Raw genomic sequence first — 19,678 nt, 5'->3', positions numbered from 1 at the left:
CAATCCAATCCGGAATAAAGGGGACCGGCCTCAGCCGGTCCATTGTCAGTGGGTCGCCAGGCCTTTGGCGGTGCGGGCCTTGTCCAGCAGCTCTGCGCGTTCCTGATCGCTAAGGCTGTCCAGTTCGCGGCGCAGGCGGGCAATCTTTTCCAGGCGCGCCGGGTCGGCAAGCTCGCCAAGGGCCACGGCCAGGCTGGCCGCGTTGGGGTGGTCGAAGACCACGCCCGGCGGGACTTCGAGCTTGAACATCGTGCGCAAGCGCGCCAACAGCTTGATCACCAGCAGCGAATGGCCACCGGCTTCGAAGAAGTCGTCATCCACGCCCAAGGCGGTCGGCGCACAGCCCAGCAGTTCAGCCATGGCATCGCGCAGGCTGGCTTCCAGCTCACTGGCCGGCGCACGAGCGGGTTGACGACGCGCCAGTTGGTCCGGATCGGGCAAGGCGTGGCGATCGACCTTGCCGTTAGACAGACGGGGCAGACTCGGCAAGGCGAGCAGGCGCGCCGGGCACAACGCATCGGGCAGGCGTTCGGCCAAGGCCGCCAGCAACGGTTGCAAGGCATCGTCGGCAACGCCTTGGGCGAGCACCACGTAGGCGATCAGGCTGGCCGCACCTTCACTGGGCGACCACAGCCGCGCCACGGCCTGGTCAACGCCAGGCAAGGTCAACAATGCCGCCTCGACTTCACCCAGCTCGATGCGCTGGCCTCGCAACTTGACCTGATGGTCCTGGCGGCCGACCAGTTGCAGGCCGCCCTCTGCGCGATACCGGCCCAGATCGCCGGAGCGATAAAGGCGCTGGCCCGGCATAAAGGGGTCGTCAACGAAGCGCTCGGCATTGGTCTCACCCAAGTAACCACGGCACAGTTGCGCGCCGCCGATGTACAACTCGCCCAAGGCGCCGGTGGGCACCAGGCGCAGGCGGTCGTCGAGCAGGTACACGCGGTTGCCGTCGAGGACGCGGCTCAGCGGCACCCGGTCATCGCGGTCCGGCGCGTCGGCCCGTAGTGGGTGAAACAACACGCCGACGGTAGCTTCGGTGGGGCCGTAGTGGTTGAACAGGCGCAACGTCGGCGCGTGGGCGAACAGTTGCTCGACCAGCCGGCGCGGCGTGGCTTCGCCGCCGAGGATCAGGGTGCCGGGTAACTGCGGTGCGTCGCCTTCGAGCAAGGCCGCCAAGTGCGACGGCACGAACTTCGCCACGTCCGGACGCTCCCGGGCCAGGAAGCGCCTGAAGGCGGCACCCTCGGCGAGATCGTCCTGGGCGGCGATAACCAGCTCGGCGCCCACCTGCCAGGCGCCGAACAGTAAGGTATGGCCCAGGTCGACGGTCAGCGGGCTGGTCAAGGCCAGGCGCATGCCAGGTTCCAGGCCCAGCGCCGTGCAGGCCGCCTGTGCATAGTTGCGTAGCGCGCCATGCTCGATGAGCACGCCTTTGGGCACACCGGTCGAGCCGGAAGTAAACAACAGGTAGGCCGCGTGATGGTCACTGAGAAGCGGCGGCTGGAATGGCAGTTCCGCATCGTTTGCCGCTTGCTCCAGGCTGGCGCTCGGCCATGGACCTTGGGCGCTGCTGGAGGCCGGGTCGCACAGCACCAAGGCTGGCGCGGCGCGGGTCAGCAGGTCATGGCGACGTTCGTCCGGCCAGGCCGGTTCCAACGGCAAGTAGTAAGCACCGGCGCTGAGGACGGCGAGGACCTGCAGCACGCCTTGCAGCGAGCGTGCGCTTTCGATGGCCACGCACTGTCCAACGCCGACACCCTGGCCTTGCAACCAGCCGGCCATGCGTGTGACCGTGTGCTGCAGCTCGGCATAATCGAGGCGCTGCCGACCATCGCTGAGGGCGATGGCCTGTGGGGTTTGCCGGGCATGTCGGGCCAGGCGTTGCGGCAGCCACTCACCGTTCGGAGCGGGATGATTCGGGGCCAGTGCCAGCAGGCGTTCGCGCTCCCCTGCCCCAATCGGCTCCAGGTCGGCCAGGGCAATGACGCCGTCGGCCGGCAGGGTCTCCAGTAGCGTGCGCAATTGTTCAAGCAGTACCTCAAGGCCAGCCGTGCTGTACGCAGCGCTGTTGGCTTCGAGGTTGATTTGCAGGGTTTCGCCCCAAGCGCGAACGCGCAGTAGCAGTTCGAAGGCCGGGCGGCTTGGGTAGGCAAGCACCTGGCGTGGCGCGAGGCGCGCCTGTTCGAAGACGAACCCCGCCAACAACGGCGCGGTGCTGGTCGGCGCCTCGATTGGGCAGTATTCCTGCCAGCCGAGATGATCGCCCAAGCGACCTTCGGCCTGCTGCAGCCAGTCGGCGAAACGGCACGCAGGGTCCAGCTCGACGCGCAACGGCAGGACTTTCTCGAATACGCCCAAGGTGTGTTCGAAGTGATCATAGTCGCCGCGACAATCGTGCAGCCAACCGCCCACGAAGCTCTGCTGACCGCTCAGACGCCCCAACAGTGCCCACCACACGCCTTGCAGGACGACGTCCAGGGGTTGGCCGAGGCCATCCGCCAAGGCCTGGAGGGCGCGCAGTCGTGACCCCGGCAATTCGAGCTGCACGTTCAGGCGCTCTGCCTGAGCCGTCGCCGGGTTGCCGCGCAGGCCCAGGTGCAAGGCAGCGCCCTGGGCGGGATCGACCTGGGCGTGTTGCCAATAGGCACGGCCTTGGGCAGCCTCTTCGTCGGCGGCCATGTCCTGACGCCATTGCACGTAGTGTTCATAGCCCACTTCGCTGGAGACCGGCGTGTCGCCGCGTGCCAGCGCCAGCACATCGGCGGCCAGGCGCTCCAGGCTCGACGGGTCCAGGGCCAGTGCGGCGGCCACGAATTCCACTTCGAACGCGCCATCCGCCAGCGCCCGCCGGCTGACCGCGAGCACTTCGTCGTCGCGCAGCGCCAACGCTGGCGCCGTGGTGTCCAGCTCAACCCAGCGCACCGCGCCCCCCTGATTCGGCAAGGCCTGGCGCCAGCCCCGGAAACCGGAGACTTGCAGCCAACGCGCGCCGAGGATCGGCTTGCTCGCCGCGTAGCGTTGCAGTGCCGTCTGGAGGTTCGCCGCCCCATCCGCCGCGGTTATCGCGATGCGCAGCCGGTGGCTGCCCGCGTCAGGACGCGCAGGGTCGTGGCCGAGCAAACAGGCGCGCTGCTCGGGGCTCAAGGCCAGGGTGTGTTGCGCGGTCAAATCAAGGCTCAGATCGTTCATCGGGGATGTCCTTAAACAGAGAGGCCGGCCGACTGGCCAGAGCGCTCGACGGTGCCTTCGGCAGCGCTGTCAAACACGCTGCGGTCAGTCATTTCGCCCATGGCCACGACGATCCGCCGTGGGCCTTCAAACGGGTCGCGGGCATGCGCGACGAGCATGTTGTCGAGCATCACCACGTCGCCACGCCGCCACTCGAAGCGCACTGCGCAGGCTTCGTAGAGTTGGCCCAGTTGCTCCATCACCGCGTCGTCGATTGGCGTGCCGTCACCGAAATACACTTGGCGCGGCATGTGCCCGGCACCGACGATGCCTAGCAGGTCGCGGCGCACATCGGCTTGCAGGCAATAGTCGTGGTGCAGTTGGACCTGATTGAAGAATGACTTTTCCCCGGTGTACGGATGGCGGATCACCGCAGGGCAAGGCGTGCGGGTCTGCAGGCCGCCGTTGGCCAACCACTCGAGCTCCACGCCTTGCTCGCGGCACGCAGCCTCGACCACGGCACGCTCGTCGGTCTTGTAGAAGTCGCGCCAATCGACGTCGAAGCCCGGAGTGAAGGTGCGCACGTACAACAAACCCTTACGCTCGAAGATCTCGGCCAGCTCGGCCGGCAAGGCGCGATACATGGCCCGGCAGTCGACGATGGGCGTGGCGCCACCGACCGGCGATGGCAGCTCGCAGAAGAACCACTGCTTGCGCGGCCAGCGGCGCAGGTGTGCGCTTTCGTTGTGGAACAGGATCATCTGCTGCTCGGGGTAAGGCGTGGAGCGGTAGGTGTTGCGCCCGCCTTCCTTCTTCGGCAAGTCGCCATAGGCGCCATACAAGCCCGGCTGGATGGCCTCGGCGAAGGCCTCAAAATCCTGCGCGGTGCTCAAACCGAAGCCACGGAACAGCAAGCCGGCATGACAGCGCAGCTTGGTTTCGATGAACTCGCGATGCTGGCTGGCCCAGACACAAGGGTCGAGGTCGGCGCTGACCGGCTCGATCACCAGGGGGAACTGACTGTCGGCATTCAGCGGCGTGCAACGTACCGCAGATTCGGCAGCGGACGGCGCGGCTTGGCGGGTGAAGGACTTGAGCTTGTCGCGCTTGGCCTCCAGCCGCGAGCGACCACTGGCCGGGGCGACAGGCAGGGGTTGCAGGGCGCGGAGGGTCAACGCGGCGAGAGGCTGGTCGGGCGCGGCGAGAACTTGTTCGAGCAGGTCGACCCAGGCATCGGCCCAGCAGCGTACCCGAGCCTCGTCGAGGATCGCGGTGGCAAACACCCACTCGCCACCCAAGCCTTGGGCGTTGGGGGTGAGGAACAGGGCCATGTCGAACTTCGAGGTTTGCGCCGGCACGGCGAGTAACTCAGCGCTCAGCCCCGGCACGGCGAACTGCCCGCGCGGCATGCTGTGCAGTACAAACAGCGCCTGCACCAGCGGGTTGCGCTGGCGTTCGCGAGCGACGCCACTGGCGTCGAGAATCTGCTCGAAGGGCAAGTCCGCCTGTTCGAAAACCGCCAGAGAATCCTCGCTGACGTGGGCCAACCATTGGCTGAACGACTGCTCCTCACGGACATGCGCACGCAGCGGAACGATGTTGACGAAGAAGCCGATGATTTTTTCCAGCTCGGCGCGCGGTCGACCGGCGATATCCGTGCCGTAGACCAAATCGTCCTGGCCGGTGACGCGATGTAACAGCCAGTCAAAGGCCCCGCGCAGGACCATGAACAGGCTGGCGCCGTGGGCCCGGCCGAGTATTTCAAGACGCGCGACTTGCTCGGCGCTGAGCTGGAAGGTCACGCTCGCACCGGCGGTCTGTTGCGTCGCCGGGCGCGGACGGTCGGTGGGAAAGGCCAGTTGCTGCGCTGCGCCGCGCAGGTAATCACGCCAGAAATCTTGTTCACGCTGACGCTCGGCGCTGCCGGCCTTGGCGTTCTGCCACGCCGCGTAATCGCTGTACTGGATGTTCAATGGCGCAAGCGACGGTTCGCTGCCCGTCAATTGTGCCTGGTAAAGCGCGCCCAGTTCCTGGACCAGTACGCCGAATGACCAGCCATCGCCGATCAGGTGATGCATGCTCAGTAACAGGCAGTGCTCTTGGCCGTTCAGTCGCAGCAGCGTAACGCGCAGCAACGGCGGCCGTTGCAGATCGAACGGTTGCCCCGCTGCCTCGGCTTCGGCCACGGCCAGGGCGGTGGCCTGTTCGGCGTCGTGCAGACCGCTTAGGTCGAGCAGCGGCAACGCCAGCTCAACCCGGTTGGCACAGTGCACCAGCGCCACGCCATCCGACCCCGGCACGAAGGCGCTGCGCAGGCTCGCTTGGCGCTGCATCAAATCGCCCAATGCGGCATGCAGGGCGTCCACCCGAAGGTCGCCGCACAGGCGTAATCGGGCGACCATATTATAGGCTGCCCGGCCCTGTTCGCCGCCCAACTGCTGTGCCAACCACAGACTGCGCTGCACCGGCGACATGGGCTGCGGCCCGCTGGCATGCATGCTCTGCAACGGCACGCCGACGGCCAGACGCGGCGCGGCGTCAACCATGGCGGCCAACTGGGCAAGCGGTTTTGCGGCGAATAGCGCGCTCAGCGGTAACTCGACATTGAACTCGGCACGCACTCGCGACACGACTTGCACGGCGGCCAGGGAATGACCGCCCCTGGCGAGAAATACGTCGTCGCGGCTGATCTCAACACCCTCAAGCACCTCGGACCAGATCGCCGCCAGGCGCTGTTCGGTATCGCCTTGGGGCGCGCCGCCGTGCCCGGTGGGGACCCGGCCGAGTACCGGACGGCGGTAGACGTAATAGGCGCCCAGTTCGCCGGTTTCCAGGCGCTGGCGGCAGGCCGAGCGTTGCAGTTTGCCACTGGTGGTCTTGGGCAACGCAGCCGGCTCCAGCAAGGCGATGACGCTGGCGGGTTCCTGCTGGGTTTCACTGACCACCCGGTCGATGGCATCGATCAACGTCTGCGGGTCGAATTTCTTTTGCACGTTGCGGCCAATCTCGGCGGCGATGCCGATGCATTCTCGGCCGTCGACCTGTACCGGGAACGCGGCGACGCGGCCTTTGCGTACCGCTTCGACGCCCTGCTCCACGGCTTTTTCGATGTCTTGTGGGTAACGGTTCTGGCCGCGAATGATGATCACGTCCTTGGCCCGCGAGGTGATGAACAGACCACCGTTGTGGAGAAACGCCAGATCACCGCTGCGTAGCCAACGCCCATCGGGCAAGTCAAGGAAGGTCTTGGCGGTGGCCTCGGGATTGCGCCAGTAGCCACGCGCGACGCTAGGGCCGCGCACCCAGATTTCGCCGACCGTGTCTTGCGCGACGGGTTGCAGGGTTTGCGGGTCCATCAGGCGCACCTGATCGTCGAACAACAGCCCGCCGCTGCTGACCACTTCGGTGCCGGACGGATCGGGCACCACCCGGCCATGGGCCAGTTCTTCGTGGTCGACATGCAGTGTGTAGTAGGGGCCACCCCGGGTATTACTCGTGACCATCAAGGTCGCTTCGGCCAGGCCGTAGCAAGGGTGTAGCGTGGTTGCCGACAGCCCCGCCGGCGAGAAGCGCGCAACGAAATCGGCCAGGGTATCGGCACGTACCGGTTCGGAGCCGCAGAACGCCACACGCCACCGGCTCAAGTCGAGCTCGGCGAGCAGGCTGTCGCGCACGCTTTCGGTACACAGGCGGAAGGCAAAGTCCGGACCGCCGCTCAAGGTGCCGCCATAGCGGTGGATCGCTTCCAGCCAGCGCGCCGGCCGGGCGAGGAAGTGCTGGGTGGTCAGCAATACCAGCGGCACGCCGGCGTAGATCGGTTGCAGCATGCCGCCGATCAGGCCCATGTCGTGGTACAGCGGCAGCCAGCTGACAAATACGTCGCCCGGCCGGGTGCCGAAGCCCATTTGCAGCAGGCGCTGGTTGTCCAACAGGTTGGCGTGAGTGACTTCAACGCCCTTGGGTTCGGAGGTGGAGCCAGAGGTGTATTGAAGCATGGCGATGGCGTCGCCCGGCACTTCACGTGACTGCCAGATCTGGGCCGGCTGGGCCTCAAGGTCCTGGACGCTTGCCACAACCGGCAGGTTCGCCAGGGCGAGGCCGTCACGCAATAGCAGGGAGGCTTCCAGGGCCGCCTGCTCGCAGATAATCAGCGAGGGCTCCGCATCCATAGCCATGCCTTGCAGGCGCTCGGTATGGAACTGGCGATTGCGCTCCGGCGGATAGGCTGGCACCGCGATCAACCCCGCATACAGGCAGGCGAAAAACGCCACGATGTACTCCGGGCCGTTGGTCAGCAGCAGGAGCACCCGATCACCTTCCTCGGCGCGTTGCCCAAGGCAGGCGGCCAGGTGACGGACCCGGGCGTCGAGCTGGGCGTAGGTGAACAGCTCGGTGGTTTCGTTGCCATCGCCGAGAAAGCGCAGGGCCAGTTGCTCGCCTTGTTGTTCGGCGCGCTGCGCCAGCATCTCGATGAGGGATTGGGGTTGAGGCTGATGTGGGATGGCCATGGGGCGTCCTCCTGCAATCGCAAAAAATTCAGTAAAAGTCGAGGGCTGTTCAGCGCACGTCGGCGCCATGCGGCTCGGCCATGGCTACCACCACCTTGCGCGGTCCCTGGAAGGGCCCACGGCCGTGGGCGGTGAGCATGTTGTCGAGCATCAGAACGTCGTTGTCCTGCCAGGCGAACTCGACTTGCTCCTGCTGCATCACGCCACGGATGTCTTCGAGCAGGGTCTCTTCCAGCGGACTGCCGTCGCCGTAATAGACGTTACGCGGCAGGTCCTCCTCCTCGACCAGGTCGAGCAGCGTTTCGCGTACTTCCTCGGGCAAGTTGGACACATGAAACAGGTGCGCCTGGTTGAACCACACCGCGTCGCCGGTGCGCGGATGGGTGGCCACCGCCTGACAGACCTGACGCGTGCGCAGGCCACCCTCTTCCTTCCATTCCAAGCTGATGCCATGGGCCTCGCAGTAGGCGTGCACGACACTGCGGTCCTCGGTGTTGAACACCTGCTCCCAGGACACGTCCAGGCCGTTGCCGTAGTTGCGGGTGTACATCAGGCCTTTGGTGGCGAACCGCTCGCGAATCTGCTCGCCAACCCGCCGGTAGATCGCGCGGCTGTCACCAATCGGCGTCGCGCCACCCACCGGCGATGCCTGCTGGCAGAAGAACCAGATTTTCATGGGCCAGTCCCGGGTGTAGGCCTGCTCGTTGTGCAGCGGGATATGCTGGTGCGGCGGGTATTCGGTGGAGGTATAGATCCCGGCGGCGACGTTGCTGCGCGGCGTGGAGCCGAATTCATAGGTGAGCAGGTCCGAACCGAAGCCCACGGCGAAACGGCGAAAACGCTCGGCGGTCTGCACGTCAAAGCCACGCAGCAGCACGCCACCGGCACTGAGCAGTTGCTCATCGATCAACGCCCGCAGATCGGGCAGGCAAGCCGACAGATCAAGGCCGGGCTCACGGGCCTCGATCAGCAGGGGCAACGGGGTACTGGCGTGGCGCAGGGGCCGGATGTCGAAACGTGAATCAAGCATGGAAGACTCCGCGAAACGAGGAAGACGGTGCGGCATGGGTCAGCCCAGGGCGCGCAAGGAAGGGAGTGAGGGACGTTGTGCCTGGGCCAGCGCAACCAGGCGCCGTAAGAAATCGTCGCGCTGGCGGTGCAGGAAGAAATGTCCACCGGCGCACATATCCAGCTGGAACGGCCCACTGCATTCAGCTTCCCAGGCCGCGAGAGCACTGACCGCGACGCTGTCGTCACGCCCGCCGAAGACATGCAGCGCGCACGACAAAGGCCCGCGGCAAGGCGGTTGATAGCGGTCGCCAAGCAGGAAGTCGGCACGCAGCACTGGCAGCACCATGGCCAGCAATTCGGGGTCATCGAGTACTGCCTGGGGTGTACCGTCGAGGCGGCGCAGTTCGGCAATCAACTCGGCATCGTTCATGGGTTGCGCATCCGGCTTGCCGTCGCGCTGGCTGGGCGCGGTACTGGCCACGGCGATCAAGCCGCTGGGCAGCTCAATCCCCAGGGCGCCCAGCGCATGGGCCACTTCCAGGGCAACGACACCACCGACGCTATGGCCGAGCATCAGGTAAGGACCGTCGATCAGCGGCGCCAACTCGCTCGCCAGGCTCGCCGCGAGGCTGGGCATGTCCACCTGCAACGGCTCATCACCACGGCGACCATGGCCGGGCAGCTCGACTGGCTGTACATCGAGCCAGGCCGGCAAGGCGGCACGCCACGGTGCGAAAGCCATGGCGCTCGCACCAGAACAAGCGAAGCAGAACAGGCGGATGCGATCGGGGGCGACAGACACGGCAAATCTCCTTGGAAGCAATCGACAAGCCGGACCGGCCTTGCCTGGAACACTGCTAATAAGGACGAAAGAAATGCGCGGGGAATTAAGTGTCTTTGATAAATATTGTTATTTGCGGGGCAGGATTGGACTGGATTGTGGGGAGGGATGTCTCGTGCCTCCCCACAATTTTTAAACTACCGGCTGCAACCCAGCCGCCACGACAGGCACCTGGTGCTGGACGATCTGGCCGCGCTCGAGCTTGATCAACTGGTCGGCCAGGTGGAAGTAGCGGTCGTCATGGGAGATGACCAGCAGCGTCTTGCCCTGGGCGCGCAGCTCGGGCAGCAGCTCACAATAGAACACCTCGCGGAACGCCGGGTCCTGGTCGGCGGCCCATTCGTCGAAGATGATCACTGGCCGCCCTTCGAGGCAGGCGACGATCAACGCCAGACGCTTGCGTTGGCCCTGGGACAATTCACGGGTGGAGAACGAACCGTTACTGACGCTGACTTTGTGGTCCAGGTGCAGCTTGGCCAGCCATTCACTCACCTGGGTATCCAGGCTGGAATCAGGGGCCTCGAGCAGGGTATCGAACAGGTGGAAGTCCGAGAACACCGCCGAGAACAGCTGGCGATAATCGTCCCACTCACCCGCCGCCACCGGCCGGCCATCGACGCGCACCTCACCACTTTCCGGCCGGTACAGGCCGGCGATCAGCTTGGCCAGGGTGGTCTTGCCACTGCCGTTACCACCAACCAGAAAGGTAATCTCGCCAGGGTTTAGGGTCAGCGCCACCGGGCCGAGGGTGAACACCTCATCCTCTCGCTCGCTGAAATAACCATGGGTCAGGCCATCCAGCTCCACTGTCACGCCTTTGGGCAGCACGTCAGGAATCGGGGTTTGCAGTTGGGTTTCAGCCTTCAACTCCGCGAGCGTCGTTTCGATGCGCGCACTGGCGACGCGCGCCTGGCTCATCTGCGGCAGGTTCAGCAGCACCCCTTCCAGCGGCCCCATCATGTACAGGAACACCATCACGTAGCCGGTGATCACCGCCGTATCGGAAGGAATCCACAAGCGCAGGAACAGCACCACGCCGATCAGCACCAGGAACAGCAAGCGCCCCCAGCCGCCAGTGATGGCGAACAGCATTAGGCCCTTGGCACGGTTGTGACGCACTTGCTCGACAGCCTTGACGAGCACTTCATCGAGAAAGCGCCTTGCCTTGGAACGGTTGAGCTTGAGCTCCTTGGCACCCGAGACCATGGCGTCGAAGTGACTGAAGAGTTCGTCCTGGCTGGAACCCGCCTTGCGGAAGTACTGGAGCATGTGCGAATGGCACAGGTGGTAACCCAGCGAACCAAGACCGATGGCCAGCACCGAGACCAGGAAAATCGCCCACGATAGGTACGCCAGGTACCCGAGGCAACCGAGCACCACCACGGCACTGGTCACCAACATCGGGAAACCGGTGAAGAAGTTCGACAAGGTGGTGGTGTCGTCGGCCAGGGCGGCCTGGATGCGCCCGCGCCCGGCCTTTTCCAGACCGCGCAGGGGCGCGGCAACCACATGCCGCGAGATGTGCAGGCGCAGGGTGGCCAGGCCTTGCTGGCTGAGGTGGGCGAACAGCGTGCGGGACAGCACTTGGCTGCCCATCACCAGCGCTATCACCAATACGAAAGGCAACGCGTAGCCGGCCAAGCCGTCCAGCGGTGCATTCAGGGCCTGGTTGATCAGCGCCACCAGCAGCACGTTGGCCAAACCGCAGACCAGGCTTGCGCCAATGGCCACGGCCAACCTTGTGCGCGAAGCGCGGACCAGCATACCGAACAATGACATGGTGTCTCCTTGGGGTCGGCTGGCGCAGGCCGTCACGCCGTCGCCGTCGATAGAGTGGGGTCACTGGAGTAAACGAAGCCTGCGGGAGATTCTTTAGGCTGCGCCGGCGGCATTATTACAGGTATTGGGAATTATATGCTGTTGCTATAGACTCGTATTCTCGTCAAGAGGCGACCTGCCTGCTTCGGAGTCTGTTGCAATGCTCATTACCCGTCGTCGAGCCCTGACCGGCCTCGCGTTGTTGCCGGTCGCGCTGTGCGCCTCGACCCTGGTCCGCGCCGCTGGCCCTAGATTGCCGAAAGTCGATATCGTCAGTTTCGAGCCCGCCCTCACCGAAAGCCTGCTAGGCCTGGGCGTAGCCCCCATGGCAGTGGTCAACGCCGGTTATTATCGCGAGTTCGTCGCCTATCCGGAAATGCCCGACGACGTCCTGGACCTGGGCCCGAGCATCGAGCCAAACCTGGAGTACCTGCAACGCCTGAAGCCTGGCTTGATCATCGGCACTTCCTGGCAGTTGGAAGGTACCTTGCTGCGCCGCATCGCGCCGTTGCGCACCTTCGATATCTACACCTCGAACGCCCAGCCCTATCGCAACGCCGGCCAGGTGATGCTGGACCTCGGCGCCCTGGTGGATCGACGCGACGAAGCGCGCGCCTTGCTGGAACAGACTGACCGCCTGCTCGACGACTTACGCGCCAAGCTCACGTCGATCAGCGACCGTCCGGTGTATATCGCACGCCTCAATCCAGACGGCCGCCACCTACTGCTGTTCGGCGCCAAGGGCATGTACCAGGCCGTCCTCGAAAGGTTGGGTTTGCGCAACGCCTACCAGGGGCGCACCAACGCATGGGGCGGCAGCCCCGCGGTGGGCATCGAGACGCTACTGGAACATCCGGAGGCCTCATTGCTGTATTACACCAACCCCCGCGAAGCCGTGGCGGCGCAACGCCGGCTGAGCAACAGCCCAATCTGGCGCGCCTTGCCGATGATCCGCGAGGGCCGCATCCAGGTGCTGCCCCGCTTCTACCCAAGTGGCGGTTTGCTGACCGCACAACACCTGGCCCTGTCGATCACCGAGCAACTGCTCACCATGGAAGCCAACCATGCCTGACAGCACCTCACGCCTGCGCCGCCAACCGGTATGGCTGGCCCTCGGCCTGTTATTCATCGCCCTGGCCCTGAGCGCCCACCAAGGCAATTCGCTGCTGGCCGATGCCTCTTGGGAAAATGCCATCGGCCCAGTGTCACCCAGCGATCTGCCCACGTTGCTGTTGCGCTACAGCTATCTGCCGCGCCTGGTCATGAGCCTGCTGGTGGGCGCGGCCCTGGCCTTGGCCGGGGTGATGTTCCAGCAAGTACTGCGCAACCCCATCGCCGAGCCGACCACCCTCGGCGTCGCTTCCGGCGCCCACCTGGCGCTGGCCGCCTGCGCGATCTATGCGCCAAGCCTGCTCGACGGCGGGCAGGAAGGCGTAGCGCTGGCCGGTGCCGGCCTGGGCATGCTGGCAGTGCTGGGCCTGGCCTGGAGCCGGCGCTTGTCGCCGGTGGCGCTGATTCTTTCCGGGCTGATCATCAACCTGTATTGCGGGACCCTGAGCACCTTGCTGGTGCTGGCCAACCACGAGGTCTTGAGCAATCTGTTCATCTGGCAATCGGGTTCGCTGAACCAGAACAGTTGGCAGGATGTGTATCACCTGGCACCGCGCCTGGCGGTGGCAGCCTTGCTCGCCGCCCTGCTCGCCCGCCCGCTGGCGTTGCTCGGCCTCAACGATGCGGCGGCGGGCAGCCTCGGTTTGTCGCCCAACCGCCTGCGCCTGTTGGCCCTGGCGGTAGCGGTGGGCTTGAGCGCCAGCGCCATCGCCAGCGTCGGAGTGATCGGCTTCGTCGGTCTGGCCGCCCCTGCCCTGACCCGCTTGGCCGGCGCCCGCACCTTGCGCCAGCGGCTGGTCTGGGCCCCCCTGTTCGGGGCCTTGCTGCTGCTGCTCGCCGATCAAGTGGTGCAGGCGTCAGCAGCACTGCTGGGCGGAGAAATGCCCACCGGCATCTTCACTGCATTCCTCGGCGCACCGCTGCTACTGGTGCTGCTGACCCGCCTGCATGAAACCCGCGTCGCTCCACCAACCCAACGCGCCGCTGCTCACGTTACCTCGCTTAAACGCACGGCGTGGATACTGCTCGCGGTGCTGGCAGCGTCCGCGTGTCTGGCGCTGACCTGGGGACGCGGCCCGGATGGCTGGTATTTCAGCGGCGGCGCGGAGTTCGACGCCTTGCTGCCATGGCGTGCGCCACGGGTGGCCGCCGCGTTCGCCGCGGGCATCCTGCTGGCTCTCGCCGGCACTCTGATGCAACGCATGACAGGCAACCCCATGGCCAGCCCGGAAATGCTCGGTGTCAGTTCCGGTGCCGCGCTGGGCGGTATTCTTGCCTTGCTGGTAGTCCCCGGTTTCAACCCATTAATACTGCTGCTGGCGGCCACGTTCGGCGCCCTGCTTGCCCTGCTGGCCATTGTCACTCTGAGCTGGCGCAGCGCCTTCGCGCCGGACCGCATGCTACTTACCGGTGTCGCACTGAGCACTTTGCTCAATGCTTTCGCCGCACTGTTCATGGTCAGCGGCGATTCCCGAGTGTTACTCATGCTCAGTTGGATGACCGGCTCGACCTATCGTATCGACGCCAGCCAGGCGGTAGTCATCAGTGCCCTGGCGGTGCTGTTCCTGCTGGTAACCCCCCTGTGCAACCGTTGGCTTTCGATCATGCCACTGGGCGCCGAGCGCACTCGAGCGCTGGGTATTTCCCTGTCCGGCAGCCGCCTGGTCTTGCTGTTACTCACCGCAGTAATGACAGCCGCCGCCACCCTGGTGGTAGGCCCGCTGAGCTTCATCGGCCTGATCGCACCGCACATGGCGCGCCTGCTCGGCGCGCAACGGCCTATCGCGCAATTGCTGCTCTCGGCACTGCTGGGCGGCACGCTCCTGGTGCTGGCCGACTGGTTGGGGCGCAACCTGGTGTTCCCGTGGCAAATCCCGGCCGGGATGTTCGCGACCTTCATCGGCGGTCCGTATTTCATGTGGTTGCTGGCACGTAAACGCTGACAGAGCTTGAATGCAGGCTAATTTAATAAAAATCTAAATAGTTAAGATTCCCATTCGTTAAAAACTTACATAAGCTATGGCCTGGACGAACTCAGCAGGTCAAGACCCAGCAGGTTCCTGCGGGTCGGCATACGTGAGAAACCACTAATGGAGAATCATCATGACCACGCCGAACTTCACCCTACATCTGGCTGACGGCCGCAGCGTGATCGCCCAAGTGTCGGACGATGGCAACGGCAGCCTGGCCATCGCGGGCATCGACCCGGTGCATTTCCGTCGGCAAGACGGGTACGTGCTACTGGAAAACATGCCCGAAGCGTTCCCCATCAGTGGCCTGCTGGCGCTGCTCGGCCAAGTCTTCTGCAATTCGTCCCGCGTCCCGATGCTGGAAATCAGCGCCCCGCTCGCCCTCGAGCGCGCACGCGATGCCATACGCCAAGGCGTATTCGACACCCTGCTTGGCCATGACGGCCATACGGCCCGCCTGGCATGCGCGCGCAGCAGTTTCTGGCAACACCCCCTGCCCTGGCTTACCACCAGTTCTGCCGCAGGTATGCCGGTGCGCTACACCTTCAGCGGCGACAAACGTCACCCGCAGCGCCCTCCGATCCCACACGGCGAGGTCTATCGCCGCGAACTGCCCGGCCTGAACACCACCTTCAGCCTGCGCACCGTAGACATCGGACTCGACCTGGAGCGTTTCAACCGCTGGATGAACCTGGAGCAAGTCGCGTTCTTCTGGGAGCAAACCGGCAGCCTGGACGAGCATGCTGAGTACCTGCAGCAGATGCTTGACGACCCGCGTGTCTTGCCGTTGATCGGCAGCTACAACGACGAGCCCTTCGCCTATTTCGAGATCTACTGGTGCAAGGAAGATCGCATCGCACCCTATTACGATGTGCAAGACCACGACCGTGGCTGGCACGTAGTGGTTGGCGAGAGCAAGCACCAAAGCGCCGGCAAGCTCAAGGGCTGGTTCCGCTCACTCATGCACTACATGTTCATCGACGAACCACGCACCCAGCGCATCCTCGGCGAGCCGCGGATCGACCACTCCCGGCAGATCGGTTTCCTCGAATCTCAAGGCTACGGCCGGCTCAAGACCATCACCCTGCCGCACAAGAAAGCCGCCCTGCTGCGCTTGGAACGCGAGACGTTCTTCGACGATTACTACCCCTGACCGCTCACCGTTGGCCGCCCGCTGCCTGATGGGGATCGAGTAACGAGCGGCCTGATGCTTACCCACTAAAAACACCACATTCAGGAGCCTCCATGCACGCAAAAAACGTCTTCGACTATCATCCGTTGGCGCTAGCCTTGTTTCTCAGCAGCCTGTCACTGACCGCAGCCCACGCCGCCGACAGCAGCGATACTGCGGCGCCAGGCGGCACGCTGGTGCTGCAGGAAACCAACATTAATGCGAAGGCGATCGAGAACCCGACCGGCCAGGTCACCGGCCCAGTAGCGACGCGTAGCACCAGCGCGAGCAAAACCAACTCGGCGATCAAGGAGATTCCGCAGTCGATTTCGGTCATCACTCGCGATGAAATGGACAACCGCAAGACCGACACCCTGGCTGAAGCCCTGAGCTACACGCCGGGCGTGATTGCACAGCCGGGCGGTTTCAGTCGCGTAGCTGATGACTTCGTGATCCGTGGTTTCAACGTGGGTTCGGGCACCGGCGGTATCCTGCGCGATGGCATGAAACTGCAAGGCAGCGTGTATGACGGGGGCATCGAACCCTACGGCCTGGAGCGCGTGGAAGTCGTCAAGGGCGCCTCTTCGGTGCTGTACGGCCAACTGTCGCCGGGCGGCCTGATCAACACCATCACCAAGCGTCCGACCGACACGCCCTTGCATGAAATCAACGTTGAATATGGCAGCCATGCGCGCAAGCAGTACAGCTTCGACCTGGGCGGCCCAATCGACGACGAGGGGAAGTTCTCTTATCGCCTCACAGGCCTGTGGCGCGACAGCGACACCCAGACCACCGACGCCGACGACGACCGCCGCTACATCGCACCGGCCTTCACCTGGCGCCCAAACGAGGACACCTCGCTGACCGTGCTGGCCAGCTATCAAGAAACGCGTACCGGTTTTGCACCACCGCTGGACTTTGACCTGACGACCTCGTCAAGCGCCAATTACCCCAAGGTCGACCGCGATTTGTACACTGGCGAGCGCGGTTTTGATCATTACAACAACTACACGACCACGGTCGGCTACCTGTTTGAACATAACTTCACGCCTGACCTGAAAGTCCGTCACGCTCTGCGCCACTTCGATGCCGACCTGAGCTGGGACTACATGCAAGTCGCCGATACCGGCAGCACCGCCTTGCGCAACCAGGGCCTGCTGGCACGCCGGGCGAGTATCCGCCGCGAGCGCTCCGAAGGCTGGACCAGTGACAACAACGTGGAATGGACGCTCAACAGCGGCGGGTGGCAGCACACTCTGCTGGCTGGCGTGGACTACTACCACAAGACCTACGATTCGCATCGCTTCTCCAGCGCCAACTCCATCTTCAACCCGGCCAACCCGGTGTACGGCGCATCGACGCGCATCACTTCCGCCGACAGCGGCTCGGACCTGCATAGCGCCCAGTCAGGCGTTTACCTGCAGGACCAGATCAAATTCGACAAGTGGACCCTGCTCTTGGGCGGTCGCCAGGATTGGGCGGAAAGCCGCACCTACGCCAATGCCACCGGCGCACGCACTCCACGCACCGACAAGAAAGCCACTGGCCGCGTAGGCCTGGTGTATGAAGCGGACAATGGCCTGGCCCCATACGTCAGCTGGAGTCAATCGTTCCTGCCGGCCAACGTATTCAACGCCAACGCCGACACCTCGTTCAAGCCGACCGAGGGCGAACAGTACGAAGTGGGCGTGCGCTATACCCCGCCAGGGACCAATGCACTGTTGAGCGCCGCAGTGTATGACCTCAAGCAGAAAAACTCGCTGAGCACCGACCTCTCCGGCAACACCGTGCAGTTTGGTGAAACCCGTTCACGCGGTCTCGAGCTGGAGGCAAAGGCGGAGATTACCCCTAACCTCAGCACCACCGCATCGTATACCTACACCGACTCGAAGATCACCGATGACTCCGTCGCCAGCCGGGTGGGGACACGCATCGACGGCGTGCCTTACCACATGGCCAACCTGTGGGCCGACTATCGCTTGAGCGCTCTGGGCCTGTCCAAGGTCGTGATCGGCGGTGGCGCCCGCTACATGGGCACCAGCCGTACTTCCAGCTCGGACAACGACGAGAAGGTTGATGCCTACACCCTGTTCGACGCCAAAGTCAGCTACGAAGTCGACAAGAACTGGACTGTGGCCATGAAGGCGCAAAACCTGACCAATGAAAAGTACCTGTTCTGCAACGCCTCGTGCCGCTACGGCGACGAGCGCACGCTGATCGGATCGGTCAACTATCGCTGGTAACAGGCTGATCGCAACCCAACGAGAACGCTCTTTGATGGGGAATGCCATTCACTTGAGCATTTGAGTCCAAGCCGGGCTTATCTGAACATCCGATGCCAGACCTCTGGCATCGGATTTTTTATGTCTGCTCAACAGAACTTACTCGACCCAGGCCAATGGTCTAAACGCTGTGCCGGCAACAAACACGGTCAGTGAGGAAGCGGCGTCAACCCGCCGTGGCCGAATGCTTCGAGCGCAAACACCAGATTCATCCGCAACGCGGGTGGGGCAGTTTTCAATCAGCGCAAACTGCGTAGTCAATACCCGTGATTCGGGCGTGCCGAATAGACATTTCTGAGAATACCATCGCGAGCGCCTGAACAGAGTCAGGGCCAGATGCTCATCTCGCTACGCAAACTGCTCCAGCAACAAACCGATTCCGCACGCGTCAGAATCCTGGACTCAAACGCACCGGATAGTGCTGGATTTCAGTGGTTCCCGCCGGAACGAAAAAAGGACCCGAAGGTCCTTATTTCAATCGCTTACAGAATTCAGTGGAACTCTGCAGCGCTATGTTTGGAGCGGGAAACGAGACTCGTACCTGGTGTCCGACCCATTGAAATATAAGGGGTTTCGTTTATTCCTGAAGTAGGAATGGACTTGATTCTGGACTTGTTTTCAGGGTGTATCAAGAGCAAAAAAGGAGTGAATCCACGCCACGCTATTGGATTCTACCTATAGCCAAATGACGATTTTGGCGGCTACAAAGCCAGCCTTGCACTCGGCGTCATCGAGATTGGCTGCATGTGCTAAGCGCAAGTTCTTCGATCTGTAATCTAATAATCCTTAGCCGCTATGCGGCAAGCTCGACGTAGCTAGACTCCCCTCCTCCAGTCGCACCCGACAACCACCCCCATACGAAGGTCAGCGTGGTGCGCCCTGCGTGATCAACGCCTACCGTGCCACGCGACCAGCCGGCAAGAATCTCGCCATCCGTAGTCAAGCACTGAAAAAGAAGCTCAATGGTATCGGGGCCTGTCGCGCGCCCGACTTGATTACCCATGCGAATTCGGCCGCCTTGGTAAGTGCCCGAAATGGCATTTTCCTCGACATGGTAGTGAAATACTGTACCTGCACCGGATAGTCCGTGGGCGTTGTCCGCTACCGTAAATCGGTGATTGTTCAGACGATCGCTGATTTGTGAAAAGGGAGTTTCCATAAATGACGAGTCCTTTAGTCGATATGTTCCATTCCAGCCTGATTATCTTAAGCCATTTTGTCGCGACTGATCTGATGCAGGCACTGCTTTGGCTGTCTCTGGAGCTTCGAACTCACGACGATAAAAAGCAAGATGGATTCACCGCCCGCTTACAAACAGCTAGCAGAGATCGCTCGCCAAACGCGGCCTCCCCCATAATTCACCGCCCCACCTCTAATGCTATAAACCCGAATCCTATTTCGCCGTAATCACCGACAACTTGGTAATCCCCGCCCGCTCGATCGAGGCCATCGCCCGCGCCACTTCGCCATAATTCACCCCGTTGTCGGCTTGCAATTGCACGCGCACGTCAGGGTTTTTCGCTTTGGCGGCTTGCAGGTTGAACTCGAGCAGATTCGGCTGGATTTCGTCCTTGTTGATGAACACCTTGCCCTTGTCGTCGATGCTCACCACCAGCGGATCGTTCTGTTCCACCGGCGCCACCGCTTCGGTCTTCGGCAGGTTGATCGGGATCGCGTTAGTCAGTAGCGGCGCGGTGACGATGAACACCACCAGCAATACCAACATGACGTCCACCAAAGGCGTGACGTTGATTTCGCTCAGCACTTCATCGCTGTCTTGTGTGGAGAAGGCCATC

General features: G+C 63.3%; 11 protein-coding genes. 4 read left to right on the top strand and 7 right to left on the bottom strand.

Annotated elements, in window-relative coordinates; all coding sequences use genetic code 11:
* Window positions 1–45 precede the first annotated feature (45 nt).
* The 5 genes from J2Y83_RS09640 to J2Y83_RS09620 form a co-directional block, all read right to left on the bottom strand.
* Window positions 46–3,192: a non-ribosomal peptide synthetase gene (locus J2Y83_RS09640; RefSeq protein ID WP_253394723.1), complete on the bottom strand. Its 3,147-nt coding sequence runs from the start codon at window positions 3,190–3,192 to the stop codon at window positions 46–48.
* 11 nt (window positions 3,193–3,203) lie between these two features.
* The gene (locus J2Y83_RS09635; RefSeq protein ID WP_253394722.1) at window positions 3,204–7,679 is read right to left on the bottom strand and encodes a condensation domain-containing protein; all 4,476 of its coding nucleotides are present in this window, start codon (window positions 7,677–7,679) and stop codon (window positions 3,204–3,206) included.
* Between the two features lie 49 nt (window positions 7,680–7,728).
* Window positions 7,729–8,709, bottom strand: coding sequence for a TauD/TfdA family dioxygenase (locus J2Y83_RS09630; protein WP_198865928.1), 981 nt, complete (start codon window positions 8,707–8,709; stop codon window positions 7,729–7,731).
* 39 nt (window positions 8,710–8,748) lie between these two features.
* Window positions 8,749–9,492 (bottom strand): thioesterase II family protein, encoded by a 744-nt coding sequence (locus tag J2Y83_RS09625; RefSeq protein WP_253394721.1) that lies wholly within the window; start codon window positions 9,490–9,492, stop codon window positions 8,749–8,751.
* A 171-nt stretch (window positions 9,493–9,663) separates the two neighbouring features.
* Entirely contained in the window at window positions 9,664–11,310 is a 1,647-nt protein-coding gene (locus J2Y83_RS09620; protein ID WP_253394720.1) for a cyclic peptide export ABC transporter, read from the bottom strand.
* A 199-nt stretch (window positions 11,311–11,509) separates the two neighbouring features.
* On the opposite strand from J2Y83_RS09620, the gene J2Y83_RS09615 reads away from it, so the two are divergent.
* The 4 genes from J2Y83_RS09615 to J2Y83_RS09600 all read left to right on the top strand — a co-directional run bounded on the left by J2Y83_RS09615 (window position 11,510) and on the right by J2Y83_RS09600 (window position 17,843).
* Window positions 11,510–12,421, top strand: coding sequence for an ABC transporter substrate-binding protein (locus J2Y83_RS09615; RefSeq protein ID WP_253394719.1), 912 nt, complete (start codon window positions 11,510–11,512; stop codon window positions 12,419–12,421).
* A complete protein-coding gene (gene fhuB / locus J2Y83_RS09610) occupies window positions 12,414–14,402 on the top strand; it encodes a Fe(3+)-hydroxamate ABC transporter permease FhuB (RefSeq protein WP_253394718.1) in 1,989 nt (662 codons plus the stop codon). Before J2Y83_RS09615 ends, fhuB begins: the two co-directional genes overlap by 8 nt.
* Window positions 14,403–14,562: 160 nt before the next feature.
* Window positions 14,563–15,582: a GNAT family N-acetyltransferase gene (locus J2Y83_RS09605; protein WP_247406075.1), complete on the top strand. Its 1,020-nt coding sequence runs from the start codon at window positions 14,563–14,565 to the stop codon at window positions 15,580–15,582.
* A 92-nt stretch (window positions 15,583–15,674) separates the two neighbouring features.
* Window positions 15,675–17,843, top strand: coding sequence for a TonB-dependent siderophore receptor (locus J2Y83_RS09600; RefSeq protein ID WP_095021391.1), 2,169 nt, complete (start codon window positions 15,675–15,677; stop codon window positions 17,841–17,843).
* A gap of 832 nt (window positions 17,844–18,675) precedes the next feature.
* Here J2Y83_RS09600 and J2Y83_RS09595 read toward each other — a convergent pair.
* Window positions 18,676–19,041 carry a hypothetical protein gene (locus tag J2Y83_RS09595; protein WP_253394717.1) on the bottom strand — a complete coding sequence of 122 codons (366 nt, stop codon included), beginning with the start codon at window positions 19,039–19,041 and terminating at the stop codon, window positions 18,676–18,678.
* A gap of 234 nt (window positions 19,042–19,275) precedes the next feature.
* Window positions 19,276–19,677 (bottom strand): ExbD/TolR family protein, encoded by a 402-nt coding sequence (locus tag J2Y83_RS09590; RefSeq protein ID WP_083333778.1) that lies wholly within the window; start codon window positions 19,675–19,677, stop codon window positions 19,276–19,278.
* Between the last annotated feature and the right edge of the window lies 1 nt (window position 19,678).

It is taken from the genome of Pseudomonas marginalis (genome assembly GCF_024169655.1).
GTDB classification, from domain to species: domain Bacteria; phylum Pseudomonadota; class Gammaproteobacteria; order Pseudomonadales; family Pseudomonadaceae; genus Aquipseudomonas; species Aquipseudomonas paraveronii.
This window is presented reverse-complemented; position numbering and strand designations above follow the sequence as displayed.